20 protein-coding genes are annotated in these 18,903 nt (G+C 72.4%); 13 read left to right on the top strand and 7 right to left on the bottom strand.

All coding sequences use genetic code 11. The features are described from left to right. Nucleotides 1–18: 18 nt before the first annotated feature. Nucleotides 19–540: a hypothetical protein gene (locus ACIRSU_RS29590; protein WP_403798412.1), complete on the bottom strand. Its 522-nt coding sequence runs from the start codon at nucleotides 538–540 to the stop codon at nucleotides 19–21. Between the two features lie 208 nt (nucleotides 541–748). Continuing rightward, the gene (locus ACIRSU_RS29585) at nucleotides 749–2,545 is read right to left on the bottom strand and encodes an AMP-dependent synthetase/ligase (protein WP_403798409.1); all 1,797 of its coding nucleotides are present in this window, start codon (nucleotides 2,543–2,545) and stop codon (nucleotides 749–751) included. Nucleotides 2,546–2,814: 269 nt separating this feature from the next. Between ACIRSU_RS29585 and ACIRSU_RS29580 the strand changes: the two genes are divergently transcribed. From ACIRSU_RS29580 to ACIRSU_RS29555, 6 genes are all read left to right on the top strand, one after another. Beyond that, complete coding sequence (locus tag ACIRSU_RS29580) at nucleotides 2,815–3,570, top strand: metallophosphoesterase (RefSeq protein WP_403798612.1); 756 nt, start codon at nucleotides 2,815–2,817, stop codon at nucleotides 3,568–3,570. Between the two features lie 91 nt (nucleotides 3,571–3,661). Next, the gene (locus ACIRSU_RS29575; RefSeq protein ID WP_403798406.1) at nucleotides 3,662–4,105 is read left to right on the top strand and encodes an SRPBCC family protein; all 444 of its coding nucleotides are present in this window, start codon (nucleotides 3,662–3,664) and stop codon (nucleotides 4,103–4,105) included. 45 nt (nucleotides 4,106–4,150) lie between these two features. Further along, the gene (locus ACIRSU_RS29570) at nucleotides 4,151–5,356 is read left to right on the top strand and encodes an ArsA family ATPase (RefSeq protein ID WP_403798403.1); all 1,206 of its coding nucleotides are present in this window, start codon (nucleotides 4,151–4,153) and stop codon (nucleotides 5,354–5,356) included. Between the two features lie 51 nt (nucleotides 5,357–5,407). Continuing rightward, nucleotides 5,408–5,887, top strand: a complete 480-nt coding sequence (locus ACIRSU_RS29565) for a DUF5304 domain-containing protein (RefSeq protein WP_403798400.1) — start codon at nucleotides 5,408–5,410, stop codon at nucleotides 5,885–5,887. Between the two features lie 120 nt (nucleotides 5,888–6,007). Beyond that, nucleotides 6,008–6,949 carry an ROK family glucokinase gene (locus tag ACIRSU_RS29560; protein WP_403798398.1) on the top strand — a complete coding sequence of 314 codons (942 nt, stop codon included), beginning with the start codon at nucleotides 6,008–6,010 and terminating at the stop codon, nucleotides 6,947–6,949. A gap of 70 nt (nucleotides 6,950–7,019) precedes the next feature. Beyond that, nucleotides 7,020–7,781 carry an endonuclease/exonuclease/phosphatase family protein gene (locus ACIRSU_RS29555; protein WP_403798395.1) on the top strand — a complete coding sequence of 254 codons (762 nt, stop codon included), beginning with the start codon at nucleotides 7,020–7,022 and terminating at the stop codon, nucleotides 7,779–7,781. 188 nt (nucleotides 7,782–7,969) lie between these two features. On the opposite strand, the gene ACIRSU_RS29550 is transcribed toward ACIRSU_RS29555, so the two are convergent. Together ACIRSU_RS29550 and ACIRSU_RS29545 are read right to left on the bottom strand one after the other, a co-directional pair. Next, nucleotides 7,970–8,608, bottom strand: coding sequence for a hypothetical protein (locus ACIRSU_RS29550; RefSeq protein WP_403798392.1), 639 nt, complete (start codon nucleotides 8,606–8,608; stop codon nucleotides 7,970–7,972). A 58-nt stretch (nucleotides 8,609–8,666) separates the two neighbouring features. Continuing rightward, the gene (locus ACIRSU_RS29545) at nucleotides 8,667–9,446 is read right to left on the bottom strand and encodes an alpha/beta hydrolase (RefSeq protein ID WP_403798389.1); all 780 of its coding nucleotides are present in this window, start codon (nucleotides 9,444–9,446) and stop codon (nucleotides 8,667–8,669) included. 186 nt (nucleotides 9,447–9,632) lie between these two features. On the opposite strand from ACIRSU_RS29545, the gene ACIRSU_RS29540 reads away from it, so the two are divergent. The 4 genes from ACIRSU_RS29540 (at nucleotide 9,633) to ACIRSU_RS29525 (ending at nucleotide 13,443) form a co-directional block, all read left to right on the top strand. After that, the gene (locus ACIRSU_RS29540) at nucleotides 9,633–10,379 is read left to right on the top strand and encodes a lysophospholipid acyltransferase family protein (RefSeq protein WP_403798610.1); all 747 of its coding nucleotides are present in this window, start codon (nucleotides 9,633–9,635) and stop codon (nucleotides 10,377–10,379) included. Nucleotides 10,380–10,417: 38 nt separating this feature from the next. Further along, nucleotides 10,418–11,659, top strand: a complete 1,242-nt coding sequence (gene macS, locus ACIRSU_RS29535) for a MacS family sensor histidine kinase (protein WP_403798386.1) — start codon at nucleotides 10,418–10,420, stop codon at nucleotides 11,657–11,659. 41 nt (nucleotides 11,660–11,700) lie between these two features. Further along, complete coding sequence (locus tag ACIRSU_RS29530) at nucleotides 11,701–12,348, top strand: response regulator (protein ID WP_403798608.1); 648 nt, start codon at nucleotides 11,701–11,703, stop codon at nucleotides 12,346–12,348. A gap of 105 nt (nucleotides 12,349–12,453) precedes the next feature. Continuing rightward, nucleotides 12,454–13,443 (top strand): ATP-dependent 6-phosphofructokinase, encoded by a 990-nt coding sequence (locus tag ACIRSU_RS29525; protein WP_403798384.1) that lies wholly within the window; start codon nucleotides 12,454–12,456, stop codon nucleotides 13,441–13,443. A 182-nt stretch (nucleotides 13,444–13,625) separates the two neighbouring features. Here ACIRSU_RS29525 and ACIRSU_RS29520 read toward each other — a convergent pair whose 3' ends face one another. Together ACIRSU_RS29520 and ACIRSU_RS29515 are read right to left on the bottom strand one after the other, a co-directional pair. Continuing rightward, nucleotides 13,626–15,530, bottom strand: coding sequence for an anthranilate synthase family protein (locus ACIRSU_RS29520; RefSeq protein ID WP_403798381.1), 1,905 nt, complete (start codon nucleotides 15,528–15,530; stop codon nucleotides 13,626–13,628). A 95-nt stretch (nucleotides 15,531–15,625) separates the two neighbouring features. Beyond that, on the bottom strand, nucleotides 15,626–15,682 hold the full coding sequence (locus ACIRSU_RS29515; protein ID WP_123954659.1) for a trp operon leader peptide: 57 nt from the start codon (nucleotides 15,680–15,682) through the stop codon (nucleotides 15,626–15,628). A 119-nt stretch (nucleotides 15,683–15,801) separates the two neighbouring features. Here ACIRSU_RS29515 and ACIRSU_RS29510 point away from each other — a divergent pair, with 119 nt between their 5' ends. Then, nucleotides 15,802–17,154: a class II 3-deoxy-7-phosphoheptulonate synthase gene (locus ACIRSU_RS29510; RefSeq protein WP_403798378.1), complete on the top strand. Its 1,353-nt coding sequence runs from the start codon at nucleotides 15,802–15,804 to the stop codon at nucleotides 17,152–17,154. A 124-nt stretch (nucleotides 17,155–17,278) separates the two neighbouring features. Continuing rightward, a complete protein-coding gene (locus tag ACIRSU_RS29505; protein ID WP_403798376.1) occupies nucleotides 17,279–17,560 on the top strand; it encodes a bacterioferritin-associated ferredoxin in 282 nt (93 codons plus the stop codon). Between the two features lie 8 nt (nucleotides 17,561–17,568). Here ACIRSU_RS29505 and bfr read toward each other — a convergent pair whose 3' ends face one another. Next, on the bottom strand, nucleotides 17,569–18,045 hold the full coding sequence (bfr, locus tag ACIRSU_RS29500; protein ID WP_403798373.1) for a bacterioferritin: 477 nt from the start codon (nucleotides 18,043–18,045) through the stop codon (nucleotides 17,569–17,571). Nucleotides 18,046–18,233: 188 nt separating this feature from the next. On the opposite strand from bfr, the gene ACIRSU_RS29495 reads away from it, so the two are divergent. Continuing rightward, nucleotides 18,234–18,878, top strand: coding sequence for a sulfite oxidase-like oxidoreductase (locus ACIRSU_RS29495; protein ID WP_403798371.1), 645 nt, complete (start codon nucleotides 18,234–18,236; stop codon nucleotides 18,876–18,878). Nucleotides 18,879–18,903: the final 25 nt, after the last annotated feature.

Raw genomic sequence — 18,903 nt, 5'->3', positions numbered from 1 at the left:
GAGCCGTCCGCTTCCGCGCTACGCCGGCAGGTAGTCCGTCAGCGCGCACCCCGTCACGAGCAGCTTCTCCTTGCGGTAGCCGTCCGGGACCTTGAAGTCCTTGTCGCAGGTGAAGAGCAGCAGGCCGGCCTTCACCAGGGCCTTGGCCGCTGCCGGGTCCGTCGTGGTCACGGCGAAGTCCTGGCCGAGAAGGAAGCGGGTGTCGTGGCCCGCCGCGGCGGCCTTCTTGTCGGCCTGCTGGAACTTCTCCATGTCGGACAGGGACAGCAGGGTGAGCGTGTCCTCGGCGTCGTTGCCACACACGCCGCGCTCCTTGACGGCCCAGGAGGGGTCCTTCGACTCCAGACCCATGGTGCCGCTGTCGCCGGTGCCGGTGCGCAGGTCGCTGCACATGGTGTGCGCGCTCACCAGCCTCTCGATGGCCGCCATGTCACCGGCCGCGGGCAGGCCGGCGTCCTCGCCCCAGGTGCTGCACCCGGTGAGCGTGACGAGGGCGGTGAGGGCCGTGCCCAGGACGGCGGCGGTGCGCTTGAGCCGCATGACTGCCTTTCATGTCGTGTGAGCGGAACGTCTGTACAGAACGGTCTGTACGGATCCGCCTGTACGGAACGGTCTGTACGGAACCGCCTGTACGGAACGGTCTGTGCGGAATGGTCCGTTCCGGCCGACGTGCGCGAAACGCCCCCGGCCGGCCCGTGACCCGGGCCCACCAGGGGCGTTTCGACGACCGTCAGGCCGGTCGGGACGCTCAGGCCGAGTAGATCGCCTCGATCTCGTCGGCGAAGTCCTTCGCCACCACATTCCGCTTCAGCTTCAGCGACGGGGTGATGTGCCCCGCCTCCTCCGTGAACTGCGCCGACAGGATACGGAACTTCCGCACCGACTCCGCCTTCGAGACCGCCGCGTTGCCGTCGTCGACCGCCCGCTGCACCTCGGCGAGCAGCTCCGGGTCCTCGCGCAGCGACGCCGCCGTCGAACCGGCCGGCTTGCCGTGCTCGGCCGCCCAGCGGCCCAGGAACTCCTCGTCCAGGGTGACGAGCGCGCCCACGAACGGACGCCCGTCGCCGACCACCATGCACTCCCCGACCAGCGCGTGCGCCCGGATCCGGTCCTCGATGACCGCCGGGGCGACGTTCTTGCCGCCCGCCGTCACCAGGATCTCCTTCTTCCGGCCGGTGATCGCGAGGTAGCCGTCCTCGTCGAGCGTGCCGATGTCACCGGTGTGGAACCAGCCGTCCGCCAGCGCCTCCGCCGTCGCGGCCTCGTTGTTCCAGTAGCCGGTGAAGACGTGCTCGCCGTGCAGCAGCACCTCGCCGTCGTCGGCGATCCGGACCACCGAACCCGGCAGCGGCTGCCCGACCGTGCCGATCTTCTGCCGGTCCCACGGGTTGAACGCGGTCGCCGCGCACGACTCCGTCAGGCCGTAGCCCTCCAGGACCGTGAAGCCGATGCCCCGGAAGAAGTGACCGAGCCGCTCGCCCAGCGGGGCGCCGCCGGAGATCGCGTACTCGCCGCGCCCGCCGAGGACCGCGCGCAGCTTGCCGTACACCAGCTTGTCGAAGATCTTGTGCTTCAGCCGCAGGCCGAAGGACGGGCCCTGCGGGGTGCTCAGCGCGCGGCTGTACGCGATCGCCGTGTGGGCGGCCTTGTCGAAGATCTTGCCCTTGCCGTCGGCCTGCGCCTTCGCCCGCGCCGAGTTGTAGACCTTCTCGAAGACGCGCGGCACGCCGAGGATCAGCGTGGGCTTGAACGACGCCAGCTCGTCCGTGAGGGTCTTGATGTCCGGCAGACAGCCCAGCTTGATCGGCGCCATCACACAGCCGACCTCGATCAGCCGGCCGAAGACGTGCGCGGCCGGCAGGAACAGCAGCGCCGAGGACTCGCCCGTCCGGAACAGCGGCTTCAGCCGCTCCACCACGTTGCCGCACTCGGCGAAGAAGGCACGGTGGGTCAGCACACAGCCCTTGGGGCGGCCGGTGGTGCCCGAGGTGTAGACGATCGTCGCCGGGTCGTCCGCATGCGCCGTGGACATCCGCTGGTCGAGCAGCTCGTCGGAGACGTCCGCGCCGGTGGCCGTGAGCTGCGCGACCGCGTCGCCCTCGATCTGCCAGATGCCCTTGAGGTCCGGCAGGTTCGCCCGCACGGACTCCACGGCGGCCTGGTGCGCCGGAGTCTCGACGAGCACCAGCGTCGCGCCCGAGTCACCGAGGATCCACTGGATCTGCTCCGGCGAGCTGGTCTCGTACACCGGCACGGTCACCGCGCCCGCGCTCCAGATCGCGAAGTCGAGCAGCACCCACTCGTAGCGGGTACGGGAGAGCAGCGCCACCCGGTCGCCCGGCTCGATCCCGGCCGCGATCAGCCCCTTCGCCGCGCCCCTGACCTCGGCGAGGAACTGCTTCGCGGTGACGTCGACCCAGGCGCCCGCGACCTTCTTCGCCATCACGGCGACATCTGGATGCTGGGAGGCGTTGCGGCGGATGAGATCCGTCAGGTTGCCGTCCGTGGGGACCTCGTACAGGGCCGGAAGGCTGAACTCGCGCAAGACTGCTGCTCCTCATCGGGCGCCGGGGCCACGGCTCTGTGTGATGCACCGGTGCGGTCCAAGATCGGGCAGGGTGCTCTGGGTGGGGGTGAGCACGACTGGACTGCCCGGACGTTACCCATCAGTACGTGGTTCCCGATAGGGGGCATGGCCAGATGTTCCATGCGTCACACATCTATGGCGTTCCTGGCCGCACAGTAGTCGACCGCTTTCCCGACTCCCAAGTAACCGCAGGTCGCAACCCCTAGGCTGACGTCATGAGGATCAACGTGGTGAGCGACGTGCACGGCAACACGGGAGCCCTCGCCCGGGCGGGGGACGGCGCCGACGCGCTCATATGCCTCGGCGACCTGGTGCTCTTCCTCGACTACGCCGACCACAGCCGCGGCATCTTCCCCGACCTCTTCGGCGTCGAGAACGCCGACCTCATCGTCGAGCTGCGCACCGCCCGCCGCTTCGACGAGGCCCGCGACCTCGGGCGCCGGCTCTGGGGTGAGCTCGGCGTCGACCGCGCCGCCGCCATCGAGTCCGCCGTACGCCGCCAGTACGCCGAGATGTTCGCCGCCTTCCCCACCCCGACGTACGCCACCTACGGCAACGTGGACATGCCCGGCCTCTGGCCCGAGTTCGCGGGCCCCGGCACCACCGTCCTCGACGGCCAGCGCGTCGAACTCGGCGGCCTCGTCTTCGGCTTCGTCGGCGGCGGCCTGCGCACGCCCATGCGCACCCCGTACGAGATCCCCGACGAGGAGTACGCCGAGAAGGTCGAGGCGCTCGGCGACGTCGACGTGCTCTGCTCCCACATCCCGCCGGACGTCCCCGAGCTCACCTACGACACCGTCGCCCGCCGCTTCGAACGCGGCAGCCGCGCCCTCCTCGACGCCATCCACCGCGTCCGCCCCCGCTACGCCCTCTTCGGCCACGTCCACCAGCCGCTCGTCCGCCGGATGCGGATCGGCGCGACCGAGTGCGTCAACGTCGGGCACTTCGCGGCGACGGGGCGGCCGTGGACGCTGGAGTGGTGACAGCGGAGTGGTGACGGGGGCCGGAGAGCGGCGCGATAGCCTGCACGCTGAAGACTGAAGACGAGTCGCGTCCATACGAGGAGCCCCCGCGATGGCGGAACACACCAGCTCGAGCATCACCATCGAGGCGGCCCCGGCCGAGGTCATGGGCGTCATCGCCGACTTCGCCCGCTACCCCGAGTGGACGGGCGAGGTGAAGGAGGCCGAGGTCCTGGAGACCGACCCGGCCGGCCGCGCACAGAAGGTCCGGCTCCTCCTCGACGCCGGCGCCATCAAGGACGACCACACCCTCGCCTACACCTGGACCGGCGACAACGAGGTCTCCTGGACCCTCGTCAAGTCCCAGATGCTCCGCGCCCTCGACGGCTCCTACCGCCTCGCCCCGGCGTCCGGCGGCACGGCCACCGAGGTCACGTACCAGCTGACGGTCGACGTCAAGATCCCGATGCTCGGCATGATCAAGCGCAAGGCGGAGAAGGTCATCATCGACCGCGCGCTGGCGGGCCTGAAGCAGCGCGTCGAGTCGGGGAAGTAACCCTCACCGGCGGGGGTCCGCGCACGGCGCCGGTACCGTCGGCGCATGCGGATCATTCTTGTCACCGGTACGGGCGGCGCCGGCCGGACCACCGTCGCGTCGGGCACCGCCCTCGCCGAGGCCCGGGCCGGCCGCCGGGTGCTCCTCGTCTCCGGCGAGGCGGACGGCACGTCCGGGCTCCCGGTGGGCGAGGCCCCGGCCGGGCGGCCGCGCCCGGTGCGGCTGACGGAGCCGGGCGAAACCGACGCAGGCCCCGCCGGCAGTCTCCACCTCCTCGTTCCCGACCCCGCCGGGGACTTCCGCCGTGAGTTCCTCGCCTTCCAGGCCCGCTCCACCGCCGCGCTCGATCTGCTCGGCGCCGCGCCCCTGGAAGAGGCCGAGCTGACCGAGCCGCCCGGCAGCGGGCAGGTCGCGCTGCTGCGGGCGCTCAGGGACGCGGCGGCCGGGGACTGGGACCTGGTCGTGGCCGAGCTGCCGCCGGTCCGCGAGGCGCTGACGCTGCTCGCGCTGCCCGAGCAGCTCCGCCGCTATCTGCGCCGCCTGCTCCCGCCCGAGCGGCAGGCCGCCCGCGCGCTGCGCCCGATGCTCGCCCAGCTCGCCGGCGTACCGCTGCCCGCGCAGTGGCTGTACGAGACCACCGGCCGCTGGGAGGCGGAGCTGGCCGCCGTCCAGGACGTCGTCGACTCCCCGCGCACCGCCGTCCGGCTCGTCGTCGAACCGGGCCCCGCCGCCACCGACGCCCTGCGCACCGCCCGCCTCGGGCTCGCGCTCCAGGGCCTCGCCCTCGACGGCGTCGTCGCCAACCGCGTACTGCCCGACGGCTCGGCCGACCCCTGGTTCGCCGGGCTCGCCGCCGAACAGCACCGCCACCTCGCCGCGCTGCGCGAGGACCACCCGGAGCTGCACGAGCTGCCGCACCTCGGGCGCGGGGTCCGCGGCCCCGAGGACCTGGCCCTGCTCGCCGTGCCCGTGGGGACGGCACCGGCCGCCGCCGAGTGGACCGTCGAGGACCGGCGCGCCACGGACGGCATCCTCGTCTGGCACGTCCCGCTGCCCGGCGCCGTCAAGGACGGGCTCTCCCTCGTCCGCCGCGGGGACGAACTCCTCCTCGCCGTCGGCCCGTTCCGCCGCGCCGTCCCGCTGCCCGCCGTACTGCGCCGCTGCACCGTCACCGGCGCCGGACTCGTCGACGGCGACCTGCGGATCCGGTTCACCCCCGACCCCGGACTCTGGCCGAGGACCGCTCCCTGAGCGGCTCCCGGACGTTGTACCGTCGACCGTAGAAGCCCGAAGGAGTACGCCATGAGCGACAGCGACCAGGACGCCTGGGCCAAGGCCTGCGCCGAGGACCTGGAGGCCGAGAAGGCCCGCCGCCGCGCCCGGCAGAGCGAGGAGCCGGGCACCCCGGCCGAGGAGTTCCGCAAGCTCTTCGAGGCCGTCGCCGACAAGCTCTCCGGGACCCTGGGCGGCACGCTCGGCGGCCCCGCCGCCGGTCAGGCCGCGGCCACCGTCCAGCAGGTCGTCCAGCAGGCGAAGGCCCTCGTCGAGCCCGTCATCGAGCGCAACCCGGAGGTCTTCGACCACCTCGCGGCCGCCGGGAACGAGCTGCTCGCCGCCTACCGGTCCGCCGTCCAGGGCCACGAGTCGCGCTGGACGCGCGGCGACACCCGGGAGGCGACGGGAGCCGGCGCCGACACCGGCACCGGTGCCCCGAAGGACCAGGGCAAGGACGACCGCAAGGACGAGGGCCCCGGCACCGGCCAGCACATCGACCTGGACTGATCCCGGACTGATCCCGGACTGATCCTGCACTGATCCAGGACTGATCCAGGACTGATCAGGAGGCGGGTCCTCCTCGGGTACGGTGGGCCTTAGCGGGGCTCGACCGAAACTGAGGGACACATGGGACTCACCATCGGCGTCGACATCGGCGGCACGAAGATCGCGGCCGGCGTGGTCGACGAGGAGGGCAACATCCTCGACACGCACACCGTGCCCACGCCGCCGACCCCCGAGGGCATCGTCGACGCCATCTGCGCCGCGGTCTCCGAGGCCGGCAAGGGGTACCAGATCGAGGCCGTCGGCATCGGCGCCGCGGGTTACGTCGACGACAAGCGCGCCACCGTCCTCTTCGCGCCGAACATCCACTGGCGGCACGAGCCGCTGAAGGACAAGGTCGAACAGCGCGTCGGCCTCCCCGTCGTCGTCGAGAACGACGCCAACGCCGCCGCCTGGGGCGAGTACCGCTTCGGCGCCGGCCAGGGCCACGAGGACGTCATCTGCATCACGCTGGGCACCGGCCTCGGCGGCGGCATCATCATCGGCAACAAGCTGCGCCGCGGCCGCTTCGGCGTGGCCGCCGAGTTCGGCCACATCCGGGTCGTCCCGGACGGCCTGCTGTGCGGCTGCGGCAGCCAGGGCTGCTGGGAGCAGTACGCCTCCGGCCGCGCCCTGGTCCGCTACGCGAAGCAGCGCGCCGCCGCCACCCCCGAGAACGCCACGGTGCTCCTCGGTCTCGGCGACGGCACCCCCGAGGGCATCGAGGGCAGGCACGTCAGCGAGGCCGCCCGCGCGGGCGACAAGGTCGCCATCGACTCCTTCCGCGAGCTCGCCCGCTGGGCCGGCGCCGGCCTCGCGGACCTGGCGTCGCTCTTCGACCCGTCGGCGTTCATCGTCGGCGGCGGCGTCTCCGACGAGGGCGAGCTGGTCCTCGACCCGATCCGCAAGTCCTTCCGGCGCTGGCTGATCGGCGGCCGGTACCGGCCGCACGCCCAGGTCCTCGCCGCGAAGCTCGGCAACAAGGCCGGACTCGTCGGCGCGGCCGACCTGGCCCGCCAGGGCTGAGCAGGCGCTTCACGCCGGTGCCCGCCGCGCCCTCTGGGGCTCGGCGGGCACCGGCGTCTATGTTGACCGCATGGCGATCAGCGAGCTGCCCAACTCCCGTACCGAACCCGACGGTTCGGCCGTCGTCCGGGTCCTCTCGTACAACGTGCGCTCGATGCGCGACGACGAGGACGCGCTCGCCCGGGTGATCCGGGCCTGCGCCCCCGACCTGGTCTTCGTCCAGGAGGCCCCGCGCTTCTTCCGCTGGCGCAAGCACGCGGCCCGGCTCGCCGCCGCGTGCGACCTCGTCATCCTGAGCGGCGGCGCGACCGCCGCCGGGCCGATGCTGCTGTGCTCGCTGCGGGCCACCGTCGAGCGCACCGAGGACGTGCTCCTGCCCCTCACCCCCGGCCGGCACCGGCGCGGCCTCGCCACCGCCGTGGTCCGCCTCGGCGGCGCGCGCGTCGGGCTCGTCAGCTGCCATCTGAGCCTGTACGCGGACGAGCGCCACGCCCAGGCCGGCCTGCTCCTGGACCGGGTGGCCGCGCTCGGGACGCCGTACGCGATCGTCGCCGGCGACCTCAACGAGCGCCCCGGCGGCCGCGCCTGGACCCGCCTGACCAAGGAACTCCAGGACGGCCGCGCGGCCGCTCCCTGGGGCGCCGAACCCACCTGGCCCGCCCGGGCCCCCGACCGCCGCATCGACGCGATCCTCGCCACCCCGGGCGTCGAGTTCCTCGCCTGCGGCGTCCCGACCGACCTCGACCCGGGAGACCTGGAAACGGCGACGGACCACCTCCCTGTCCTGGCGGTGGTCCGCATCCCGGCGAGCCCGCCCGGCCCGTCGGCCTGAGGGGGCGGGCCTCCGGTACGGCGAAGGCCGCCGTCCCCGCGGGTACGGCGGCCTTCGGACGACTACGCGCTCGGCGTCAGCCCGCGCCGCCGGCGGCGTGGAGGCGGCCGCGGCCCTGCGAAGCCCGAGCCCGTGCGGCGCTCCGGCGCCGAGCGGTGCGAACGGGGCCGCCAGAGAGGCCCGGGTGGTTACACCACCGCGCCCCGGCCCGGGTCGTCGAAGCCGTCGTCGTCCTCGTCGTCGCTCTTCATCCGGGCCACCAGGGTCACGAAGCCGCCCAGGAAGCCGCCCACGCACAGCGTGGTCAGCCACCAGGTCATGTCCCACTGGAGCAGCACGGCGAGCAGCATCAGGACCGGGCCGCCGACCACCGCCAGCCAGGCGAACTTGGTCGTGGTGTCGGCCTCCGGCAGCGGCGGGGGCTCCGGCGGGACGAAGTGGCCCTCGTCGGCCGCGCCGCCGCCGGCCTCGTCCGGGTCGGCCGGCGTGTAGTCGCGCGGGCCGCCCAGGCCCACGCCCGGCGCGAAGACGATCGACGAGCCGAGCGCCGGCCCGTCCGGCTCGGCGGGCGGCTCCGGCTTGCGGAACTTGTCCGGCTTCTCCGGCGACTCGGAGGCGGTGCCGCGCCCCGGCGCCACCGTCCCGCCGTCGTCCGGGGCGTCCGGCAGGTCCGGCAGCGCCAGGTCCTGCACCGGACGGTCCGGACGGAAGGGGCGCGCGCCCGGGGGGTCCGCGGGCTCCTCGCCGTACCCCGCGACGATCGCGGCCCAGGCCGCCTCCTCGTCGATGGGCTGCGGCTCGCGCTCCCCGTCCTGCTGATCAGCCACCGCTCGCGCTTCCCTTCTCGACGTCCTCGACCATGCCGATCTGCTCGGCCTTTCGGAGCTACTTGGCCTGCTCGGCCTTCGCACCGGAGAGCTCCGGAGCGAGCCGGGTCACGAACGCCCAGCTCTCCTCGAAGATCCGCTCCGCGTCATGGTCCAACGTCGCCACGTGGTAGCTCTGTTCCAGCAGGATCTCCTTGACGTCCGTCGACGACACCCGGCTGAGGATGCGCGCCGAGTCGGCCGGCGGCACCACATGGTCCTGCGGGCTGTGCAGCAGCACCATCGGCTGCGTGACCTGCGGCAGCTCGCCGTCGACGACTTGGAAGAAGCGCCGCAGCGAGTGCGCCGCGTGCAGCGGCACCCGCTCGTAGCCGATCTCGGCCGAGCCGGGCTTCGCGATGTCGCTGGCGATGCCCTTCGTGGACGGGACGAAGTGGCGGACGACCGGCAGCGCGCGCGCCGCGACCCCGTGCACCTTGTTGCCCGGGTTCACGAGCACGATGCCGCTGATCGCGTCGCCGTGCCGCGCGGCGAGCCGCAGCGTCAGGGCACCGCCCATCGACAGGCCCATCACGAAGACCCGCGCGCAGCGCGCGGTGAGCTCGCGCAGCTCGCGGTCCACCTCCGCGTACCAGTCGTGCCAGGTGGTGAGCTGCATGTCCTGCCAGCGGGTGCCGTGCCCGGGCAGCAGCGGCAGCGAGACCGTCAGCCCGCGCCCGGCCAGATACTCGGCCCACGGGCGCAGCGACTGCGGGGAACCGGTGAATCCGTGACAGAGGAGGACGCCGACCTCTCCGCCCTCGTGGCGGTACGGCTCGGCTCCAGGAAGGACCGACACGGGGTCTCCTGTTCGGGGTTCGACTACGGAAGGGGAAGGCTTTCACCGTACGCGACCGGACCGACACCGACCAGGTCCGTTCGCATCCGTTCGCATCCGTTCGCACGAAGCCGCGGCGCCCGTGGCGGTCCCGTCCCGCCCTCAAGGGATAAGGTCGTCGTGACGGCACACGGAAGGCATGACGAGTTGATCTACGGCGCTATGAAGTTCTCCCTCGGAGGGTCCCTGAAGATCGCCTTCAGGCCCTGGGTGGAGGGCCTCGAGAACATTCCCGCCGAGGGGCCGGCGATCCTCGCGAGCAACCACCTGTCCTTCTCGGACTCCTTCTTCCTGCCCGCCGTCCTCGACCGCAAGGTCACCTTCATCGCCAAGGCCGAGTACTTCACCAGCCCCGGCGTCAAGGGCAAGCTGACGGCCGCCTTCTTCAAGGGCGTCGGCCAGCTCCCGGTCGACCGTTCCGGTGCGCGCGGCGCGGGCGAGGCGGCGATCAGGGCCGGCATCGAGGTCATCGAGTCGGGCGGCCTGTTCGGTATCTACCCGGAGGGCACCCGCTCGCCCGACGGGCGGCTCTACCGCGGCAAGCCCGGCGGTCTCGCGCGCGTGGCGCTCGCCACCGGCGCGCCGGTGATCCCGGTCGCCATGATCGACACCGAGAAGATCCAGCCGCCCGGCAAGATCGTGCCCAAGCTGATGCGCCCGGGCATCCGGATCGGCAAGCCGCTCGACTTCAGCCGCTACCAGGGCATGGAGGGCGACCGCTTCATCCTGCGCTCGGTGACCGACCAGGTCATGTACGAGATCATGAAGCTGTCCGGCCAGGAGTACGTGGACATCTACGCGACCGCCGCCAAGCGGCAGATCGCGGAAGCGGAGAAGGCCGCCAAGGCGGCCGTCAAGGCCGAGATCGCGGCACGGGAAGAGTCCGGCGCCTGACCCTCCCGACGAGGAGGCGCCCGGGGGTGGTGGGGGAGATGGCCAGGCGCGAGCGTGTCGTGCGCATGTCGGTCGAGCAGCCGCTGTGGCGTGCCCTCACCGCGTACCGCGTCCTCACCATGGGGTACGCCGTGCTGCTGTGCGTCTTCGGCTGGCGGCACTACGAGCGGCACTGGGTCGCGGTCGCGTACCTCGCCGTGATGTGCGTGTGGACCCTCGCCACGCTTCCCCAGGTGGCGAACGCGGTCAGCTGCACCCGGCGCTTCCTGGCCGCCGACCTCACCATCGCCCTCACCGGCATCCTGCTCACCCCGCTCGCGGACGAGCAGGTGCGGTCGATGGACGGCTCCACCCTGCCGTCGATATGGACCGCCGGCGCCGTGCTCGCCTACGCCATCAAGGGCGGCTGGCGCTGGGCCGGCCTGGCGTCCTCGCTGGTCGCCGTCGCCAACGTCGTCGAGCGCGGCCACCCCACCCGCGACACCCTGCACAACGTGCTGCTCGTCTGGGTCGCCTCGATCGCCATCGGCTACGTGGTCGAGGTCGCCCGCGCCTCCGAGCGCACCCTCGCCCGCGCCCTGGAGATCGAGGCCGCGACCCGCGAACGGGAGCGGCTCGCCCGGGACATCCACGACAGCGTGCTCCAGGTCCTCGCCATGGTGCAGCGGCGCGGCACCGCCCTCGGCGGCGAGGCCGCCGAGCTGGGCCGGATGGCCGGCGAGCAGGAGGTCGCGCTGCGCACCCTGGTGGCCGGCGGGCTCATCCGTACCTCGTACGTCTCCGAGGACGAGTCCGAGGGCGCGGTGGTACGGCTGGTGGAGGAACCGGAGCAGCCGGAGTCCGCGTCGGACGACATCGACCTGCGCACCCTGCTCGCCCCGCGCGCCGGCGCCAGGGTCACCCTCGCCGACCCCGGCGCCCCGGTCCCGCTGCCCGCCCCGGCCGCCCGGGAACTGGCCGCGGCCGTCGGCGCCGCCCTGGACAACGTGCGGGTGCACGCGGGCGCGGCGGCCCGGGCCTGGATCCTGGTCGAGGACTGGGGCGACGAGGTGATCGTGACCGTACGGGACGACGGCCCCGGCATCCCCGAGGGCCGGCTCGCCCAGGCCGAGGGCGAGGGGCGGATGGGCGTGGCCCTGTCCATCCGGGGGCGGCTGCGCGACCTCGGCGGCACCGCCGAGCTGATCTCGGTCCCCGGGCAGGGCACCGAAGTGGAACTGAAGGTCCCGCGCGCGCCGCGTGCGCCGGGGGAACAGCGGGGGAAGGCAGGAGCGAAGTGAGCGAGCAGCAGGCAGTGGAACAGCAGCGGCCGATCCGGGTCATGGTGGTCGACGACCACCCCATGTGGCGGGACGCGGTCGCCCGCGACCTCGGCGAGGCCGGCCTCGACGTCGTCGCCACCGCGGGCGACGGCGAGCAGGCCGTCCGCCGCGCCGCCGCGGCCGGCCCCGACGTCCTCGTCCTCGACCTGAACCTGCCGCTCAAGCCGGGCGTCCAGGTCTGCAAGGAGCTCGTCGGCGCCAATCCGCGGCTGCGGGTCCTCGTGCTCTCGGCGAGCGGCGAGCACGCCGACGTCCTGGAGGCCGTGAAGTCCGGTGCCACCGGCTATCTGCTGAAGTCCGCCAGCACGGAGGAGCTGCTCGACGCGGTCCGCCGCACCGCCGTGGGTGACCCGGTCTTCACGCCGGGCCTGGCCGGCCTCGTCCTCGGCGAGTACCGCCGGCTCGCCTCCGAGCCCGCCCCGGCCACCGGCGCCGACGAGCCCAAGGCCCCGCGGCTCACCGAGCGCGAGACCGAGGTGCTGCGCCTGGTCGCCAAGGGCCTGAGCTACAAGCAGATCGCCGAACGGCTCGTCATCTCCCACCGCACCGTGCAGAACCACGTGCAGAACACCCTCGGCAAGCTCCAGCTGCACAACCGCGTGGAGCTCGTCCGGTACGCCATCGAGGTCGGCCTCGACGACGCCTGACCGGCGCCGGGATTCACTCAATTCGCCGTCTCGGGGCGGCCCGCGCCACCACTAGCGTGGGCCGCATCCCCTCAGGAGCCCCACGTACGGCGAAGGAGCGTGTCCATGCGCGTCGGTGTGCTGACCGGCGGAGGCGACTGCCCCGGACTCAACGCGGTGATCCGCGCCGTCGTCCGCAAGGGCGTCCAGGAACACGGCTGGAGCCTCACCGGCTTCCGCGACGGCTGGCGCGGGGTGGTCGAGGGCGACACCGTCCCGCTCGACGTCCGCGCCGTCCGCGGCCTCCTGCCGCGCGGCGGCACCGTGCTCGGTTCCTCCCGCACCGACCCCTTCGCCCTCCCCGACGGCGTCGGGCGGATCCGTGAGCAGCTGGCCAAGCACCGCACCGACGCCCTGGTCGTGGTCGGCGGCCGCGGCACCCTCGGCACCGCCGCCCGGCTGCACGCCGAGCACGGGCTGCCCTGCGTCGGCGTTCCCAAGACCATCGACAACGACCTGTCGGCCACCGACTGGACCTTCGGCTTCGACACCGCCGTCGGCATCGCCACCGAGGCCATCGACCGGCTCCACACCACCGCCGACTCGCACCGCCGCGTCCTCGTCGTCGAGGTGATGGGCCGCCACACCGGCTGGATCGCGCTGCACGCCGGGCTCGCCGGCGGCGCCAACGTCATCCTCGTGCCCGAGCAGCGCTTCGACCTCGACCAGGTGCTCGCCTGGGTCGCCTCCCGCTTCTCCGCCACCTACGCCCCGATCCTCGTCGTCGCCGAGGGCGCCCGGCCACGCGCCGGCGGACCCGGCGCGGGCCCGGTGGGCGCGTGGCTGGCCGCCGAGATCGAGCGGCGCACCGGCAAGGAGGCCCGCACCACGGTCCTCGGCCACGTCCAGCGCGGCGGCAGCCCGAGCGCCTTCGACCGCTGGCTGGCCACCCGGTTCGGACTGCACGCGGTGGACGCGGTGCGGGACGGGGCGTACGGGACGATGGTCGCCCTGCGCGGTACGGACGTGGTCCGGGTCCCGCTGGCGGCGGCGACCGGCCGGCTCAAGACGGTGGACCCGGGGCGGTACGCGGAGGCGGGGATCTTCTTCGGCTGAGCCGCCCGCGGATCATCGACACCACGGTCCAGGACGTCCTCGACCACCGCGCGGGGCGGCGCAGCGAGAACGTCCTGGTACCGCGGGCCTGACCGTCCCCGCCGGCGCGGGGAGCATGCGCTGCGCGGCCCTGCGTTCGCGGGAGTGCAGGGGCCGTCCCCGCTGCCGCGGGGAGCTCCGGATCAGCGACCGTCCGCGCCTTCGGCCACGGTCGCCGCGGCGCCGGCTGCCGCGAGCAGCTGCGTGACGACCGTCGATCCGTCCAGCGTGAGCACCGACTCGGGATGGAACTGCATCGACGCGAATCCGCGCCCTGCCAGCGCGTGGACCTCGCCCGTCGCCGTCTCCCGGCTCACCTCGATGCCGTGCGCGGCGAGCTCCCGCGCCTCGCCGTCGTCGCACCGCGCCGTGAAGCTGTTGTAGAAGCCGACCGTCTGCTCCTGACCGAACAGGTCGATCCGCACCTGCGCGCCCTGGAACGGCGTCCGCTTCCGCACGATCTCCAGGCCCAGCTCGGCCGCGATCAGCTCGTGGCCGAGGCACACCCCGAGCAGGCCGTGCCGGTGGTCGCGCAGCAGCTCCGCCGTGAGCCCGCGCAGGAAACGCATCTTCGGGTCGCCCGCGTCCTGCGGGTCACCCGGGCCGGGGCCGAGGACCACCGGGCCCTCGTGGGCGAGAGCCAGCTCGCGCAGGCCCGGCTCGTCGTAGCGGAGGACGGACACGTCCAGGCCGGACGAGCGCAGCAGATGCGCCAGCATCGCCGTGAAGGTGTCCTCGGCGTCGATGACCAGCGCGTGACCGGACAGCTCCGCCGAACGGACCTGCATCCGCAGCCAGAACGGCGCCAGGTCCGCCCGCCGCGCGTCGAGCGCCGCCCGCACCCGCCTGTCCTCGGCCAGCCGCGCCGGCACCGCGCCCTCCTCGCGCGGCCGCCCCTCGCGTACCCCGAGCGCGGCCAGCACGCCCGCCGCCTTCGCGTGCGTCTCGGCGACCTCGCCCGCCGGGTCCGAGTGCCGCACGAGCGTGGCGCCGACGGGGACCCGCAGCGTTCCTTCGGAGTCGATGTCGGCGGTACGGATGAGGATGGGGGAGTCCAGGGTCTGCGCCCCGTTCTCGTCGGTGCCGAGCAGCGCGAGCGCGCCCGCGTAGTAGCCGCGGCCCCCGGCCTCGTGGCGCTCGATGACCCGGCACGCGTTCTGCAGCGGTGAGCCGGTCACGGTCGCCGCGAACATCGTCTCGCGCAGCACCTCGCGCACGTCGAGCGAGGAGCGGCCGCGCAGCTCGTACTCCGTGTGGGCGAGATGCGCCATCTCCTTCAGCCGCGGTCCGATCACCACCCCGCCCCGGTCGCCGACCGTGCACATCATCTTCAGCTCCTCGTCGACCACCATCGACAGCTCCTCGGTCTCCTTGCGGTCGGCCAGGAACGCGAGCAGGTCCTCGGGCGTCGGCGCGGCGCCCGCCGGGTAGCGGTAGGTGCCGCTGATCGGGTTCATCACGACCGTGCCGCCGGACATCCGCACGTGTACCTCCGGGCTGGCCCCGACGAGCGTGCGGTCCCCGGTGTGGACGACGAAGGTCCAGTACGCGCCCCGCTCGCCCGCGAGCAGCCGCCGGAACAGCGCGAGCGCGTCGGCCCGCCCGAAGCCCGGGATCTCACCGGTGAAGGTGCGCCGGATGACGAAGTTCGCGCCCTCGCCGCGCCCGATCTCCTCGTCGATCACCCGCCGCACGATCCGCCCGTACTCCTCGTCGGACACGTCGAACCCGCCGCCCTCCACCCGTACGGCACGGTCCGGGAGCTGCGCGAGGGCGTCGGCGAGCGGCAGCTCGTACGCCTCCTCGGCGGCCAGCACGGCGAGCGGCGTGCCGTCGTCGCGCACGTCGAAGCCGCGCTCGCGGATCTGCCGGAACGGCACGAGCGCGAGCGTCGGCAGCTCACGGCGGACGGGCAGCTCGGCGAGCCGCTCGGCCTCGTGCACCGGGCCGATGAGCACCTCGACGGTGTCGTGGTCACGGCCGGGGGTGCGGCGGCGCAGCAGCGCGAACGGGGGGCAGGAGTCGTCGAGGAGACGGGAGAGATCCATGAGTGTTCCTTTCCGGTGGGGGAGAGGAACGGCCTCGCGGGTACGAGAAAGGCCGCCCCTCGGGCGGCCTTCGCGTGGTTTCGGTGTACGCGCAGTCAGTGGGCCGCCGGATGAGCGGTCCACCACCAGTTCTGGGTCGTCTGCGTGAACATGGCGCCGATCGTAGCCCACGCACCCCTGTCGGGTCCGTCTGTTTCGTCGCTTCCGTTGTATTCGTCTCATCAGGCGGTCACTGGCGTGGACGCGGGCCTCGGACCCGTACTGTGGTGACGTGACCGTGAACGCTGATACCCACGCCGTCGCCAAGGCGACCTGGCGAGACCTGCCCGCGGCGCAGCAGCCTGAGTACCCCGATGCCGAGGCTCTGCGCGACGTCGTCGCGGAGCTCGAGTCCTATCCTCCGCTCGTCTTCGCCGGCGAGTGCGACCAACTGCGCGCCCGGATGGGAGCCGTCGCCCGTGGCGAGGCGTTCCTCCTCCAGGGTGGCGACTGCGCCGAGGCCTTCGACGCCGTCTCCGCCGACCACATCCGCGCCAAGCTGAAGACGCTGCTCCAGATGAGCGCCGTCCTCACGTACGCGGCCTCCGTGCCCGTCGTGAAGGTCGGCCGCATCGCCGGGCAGTACTCCAAGCCGCGCTCGAAGGGGACCGAGACCCGCGACGGCGTGACGCTCCCGACCTACCGGGGCGACTCCGTCAACGGCTTCGACTTCACCGAGGCCGCCCGGGTCCCGGACCCGGAGCGCCTGAAGCGGATGTACCACGCGTCCTCGTCGACGCTGAACCTGGTCCGCGCCTTCACCACCGGTGGCTACGCCGACCTGCGCCAGGTGCACGCCTGGAACCAGGACTTCGTGAAGTCGTCCCCGTCGGGCCAGCGCTACGAGCAGCTGGCGCGCGAGATCGACAACGCGCTGAACTTCATGAAGGCGTGCGGCACCGACCCGGCCGAGTTCCGCGCGGTCGAGTTCTACGCCTCGCACGAGGCGCTGCTGCTCGACTACGAGGGCGCGCTGACCCGTACCGACTCGCGCACCGGCAAGCTGTACGACACCTCCGGCCACATGGTCTGGATCGGTGAGCGCACCCGTCAGCTGGACCACGCCCACGTCGAGTTCGCGGCGCAGATCGCCAACCCGATCGGCATCAAGCTGGGCCCGACGACCACCGCCGAAGAGGCGCTGACGTACATCGACCGCCTGGACCCGGACCGCGAGCCGGGCCGGCTGACCTTCATCGTCCGCATGGGCGCCGACAAGGTCCGCGACAAGCTCCCCGAGCTGGTCGAGAAGGTCACCGCCTCGGGCGCGACGGTCGCCTGGGTGACCGACCCGATGCACGGCAACACCTTCGAGGCGGCCTCCGGCCACAAGACGCGCCGCTTCGACGACGTGCTCGACGAGGTCAAGGGCTTCTTCGAGGTCCACAAGGAGCTGGGCACCCACCCGGGCGGCATCCACGTCGAGCTCACCGGTGACGACGTCACCGAGTGCGTGGGCGGCGGCGACGAGATCTTCGTCGACGACCTGCACCAGCGCTACGAGACGGCCTGCGACCCGCGGCTCAACCGCAGCCAGTCGCTGGACCTGGCCTTCCTGGTGGCGGAGATGTACCGCGACCAGTAGGCGGATGCGTACGACAGTGGGGCGCGGATCCTTGTGATCCGCGCCCCACTCTCGTGGGGAGGGCTTTTGCGCCACCCACCCGCCAGGTAAGGTTAGGTTAGCCTTATCGATCACTCGGCGGGAGGTGAACCGCGTGTACGTCTGCTCATGCTTCGCAGTCACGGAGAAGCAGGTCAAGGAGCACGCGGAGGCCGGCGCCTGCACGCCCCGCCAGATCGCCTCGGCCTGCAAGGCGGGCACGGACTGCGGCTCGTGCGTACGGCGTATTCAGGCCATTCTCGGGCGCGGCAACTGCCCGCGACGGGAACTGGTCGACCAGGGTCGCCCGGCCCTGACGGCCGAGGTCGCGGAGATCTCCGAGGTCACCGAGTTCTCCGAGGTTCCCAGGCTGTCAGAGGCCGCCTAGCCGGAGGGTCAGCTCGGCTGCTCGATGAGCGTCGAGCAGTACAGTGCCTCGCCCAGCTGCTCGATCAGCTCCAGCTGCGTGTCGAGGTAGTCGATGTGGTGCTCCTCGTCCGCCAGGATCTCCTCGAAGAGGTTCGCCGAGGTGACGTCGCCCTTGGCCCGCATGACCTCGATCCCGCGCCTGAGGCGGTCGATCGCCTCCACCTCGACCTGCCGGTCGGCCTCGAACATCTCCTTGACGGTCTGACCCACCCGGACGTGGAAGAGGCGCTGGTAGTTGGGCAGCCCGTCCAGCATGAGGATGCGCTCGGTCAGCTTGTCCGCGTGCTTCATCTCGTCGATGGACTCTTCGCGGGTGTACTTCGCGAGCCTCGTCCAGCCCTTGTTGTCCTGGATGCGGTAGTGCAGCCAGTACTGGTTGATCGCGGTCAGCTCGCCGGTCAGCTGCTCGTTGAGGAACTCGAGGACCTCGGGGTCGCCCTGCATCGCTTCGGAATCCTTCCACGCCATGTCGGTGCCGCCACTGGGCAGGATGGCCGCATCCTTGCAGTGGTCATGGATCGCGTCCAGTAAGTGCAGGCTTACCGACAGTTGTCCTAATAGTCAGAATATCCCCGGGATGTCGGTGCATGGCTGGTCATGACCACCCCTCGCGGTCTGTCACCATGGATGGCATGGGTCAGCCGGAGGGCGGAGATCGCCGGGAGGAAGCAGCGGTGGCGGCGGTGACGGATCTGCCGCCGGGGCAGCGGCTCCAGCGCGGCTGGCCGGTCACCCACTACGGCCCCGTACCCCGCTTCAAGCCGGAGCGCTGGGAGTTCCGGGTCTTCGGGGCGACCGCGGACGGCGACAAGCGCTGCTGGAACCACGAGGAGTTCTCGGCGCTGCCCTTCGCCACCGTCGTGGCGGACCTGCACTGCGTGACGAAGTTCAGCATGCTGGGGGCCGAATGGGGCGGCGTCGCCGCCCGGACGATCCTGGAGCTGGCCCCGCCCGCGCCGCACGTCACGCACGTGATGGTCTGGGCTGAGTACGGCTACAGCGCCAACATGCGCCTCTCCGACTTCGCCGACGAGCGCACGATCTTCGCCACCCACAAGGACGGCGAGCTGCTCACCGCGGAGCACGGCTTCCCGCTGCGACTCGTGGTGCCGCACCTGTACGCCTGGAAGGGCCCGAAGTGGGTGCGGGGCGTGGAGTACATGGCCGCCGACCGGCGTGGCTTCTGGGAAGAGCGCGGCTATCACAACATCGGTGATCCGTGGACGGAGCAGCGCTACTCGTACCAGGAGGAGCCGGGCGACGGCCCCGAGCTCTAGCTCGTCAGACGCGCGAGGCGCGTGA

Source organism: Streptomyces sp. NPDC101160, from assembly GCF_044768205.1.
Lineage (GTDB): Bacteria > Actinomycetota > Actinomycetes > Streptomycetales > Streptomycetaceae > Streptomyces.
Note: the sequence above shows the minus strand (reverse complement) of the source record. Positions and strands in the feature narration are given on the sequence as shown.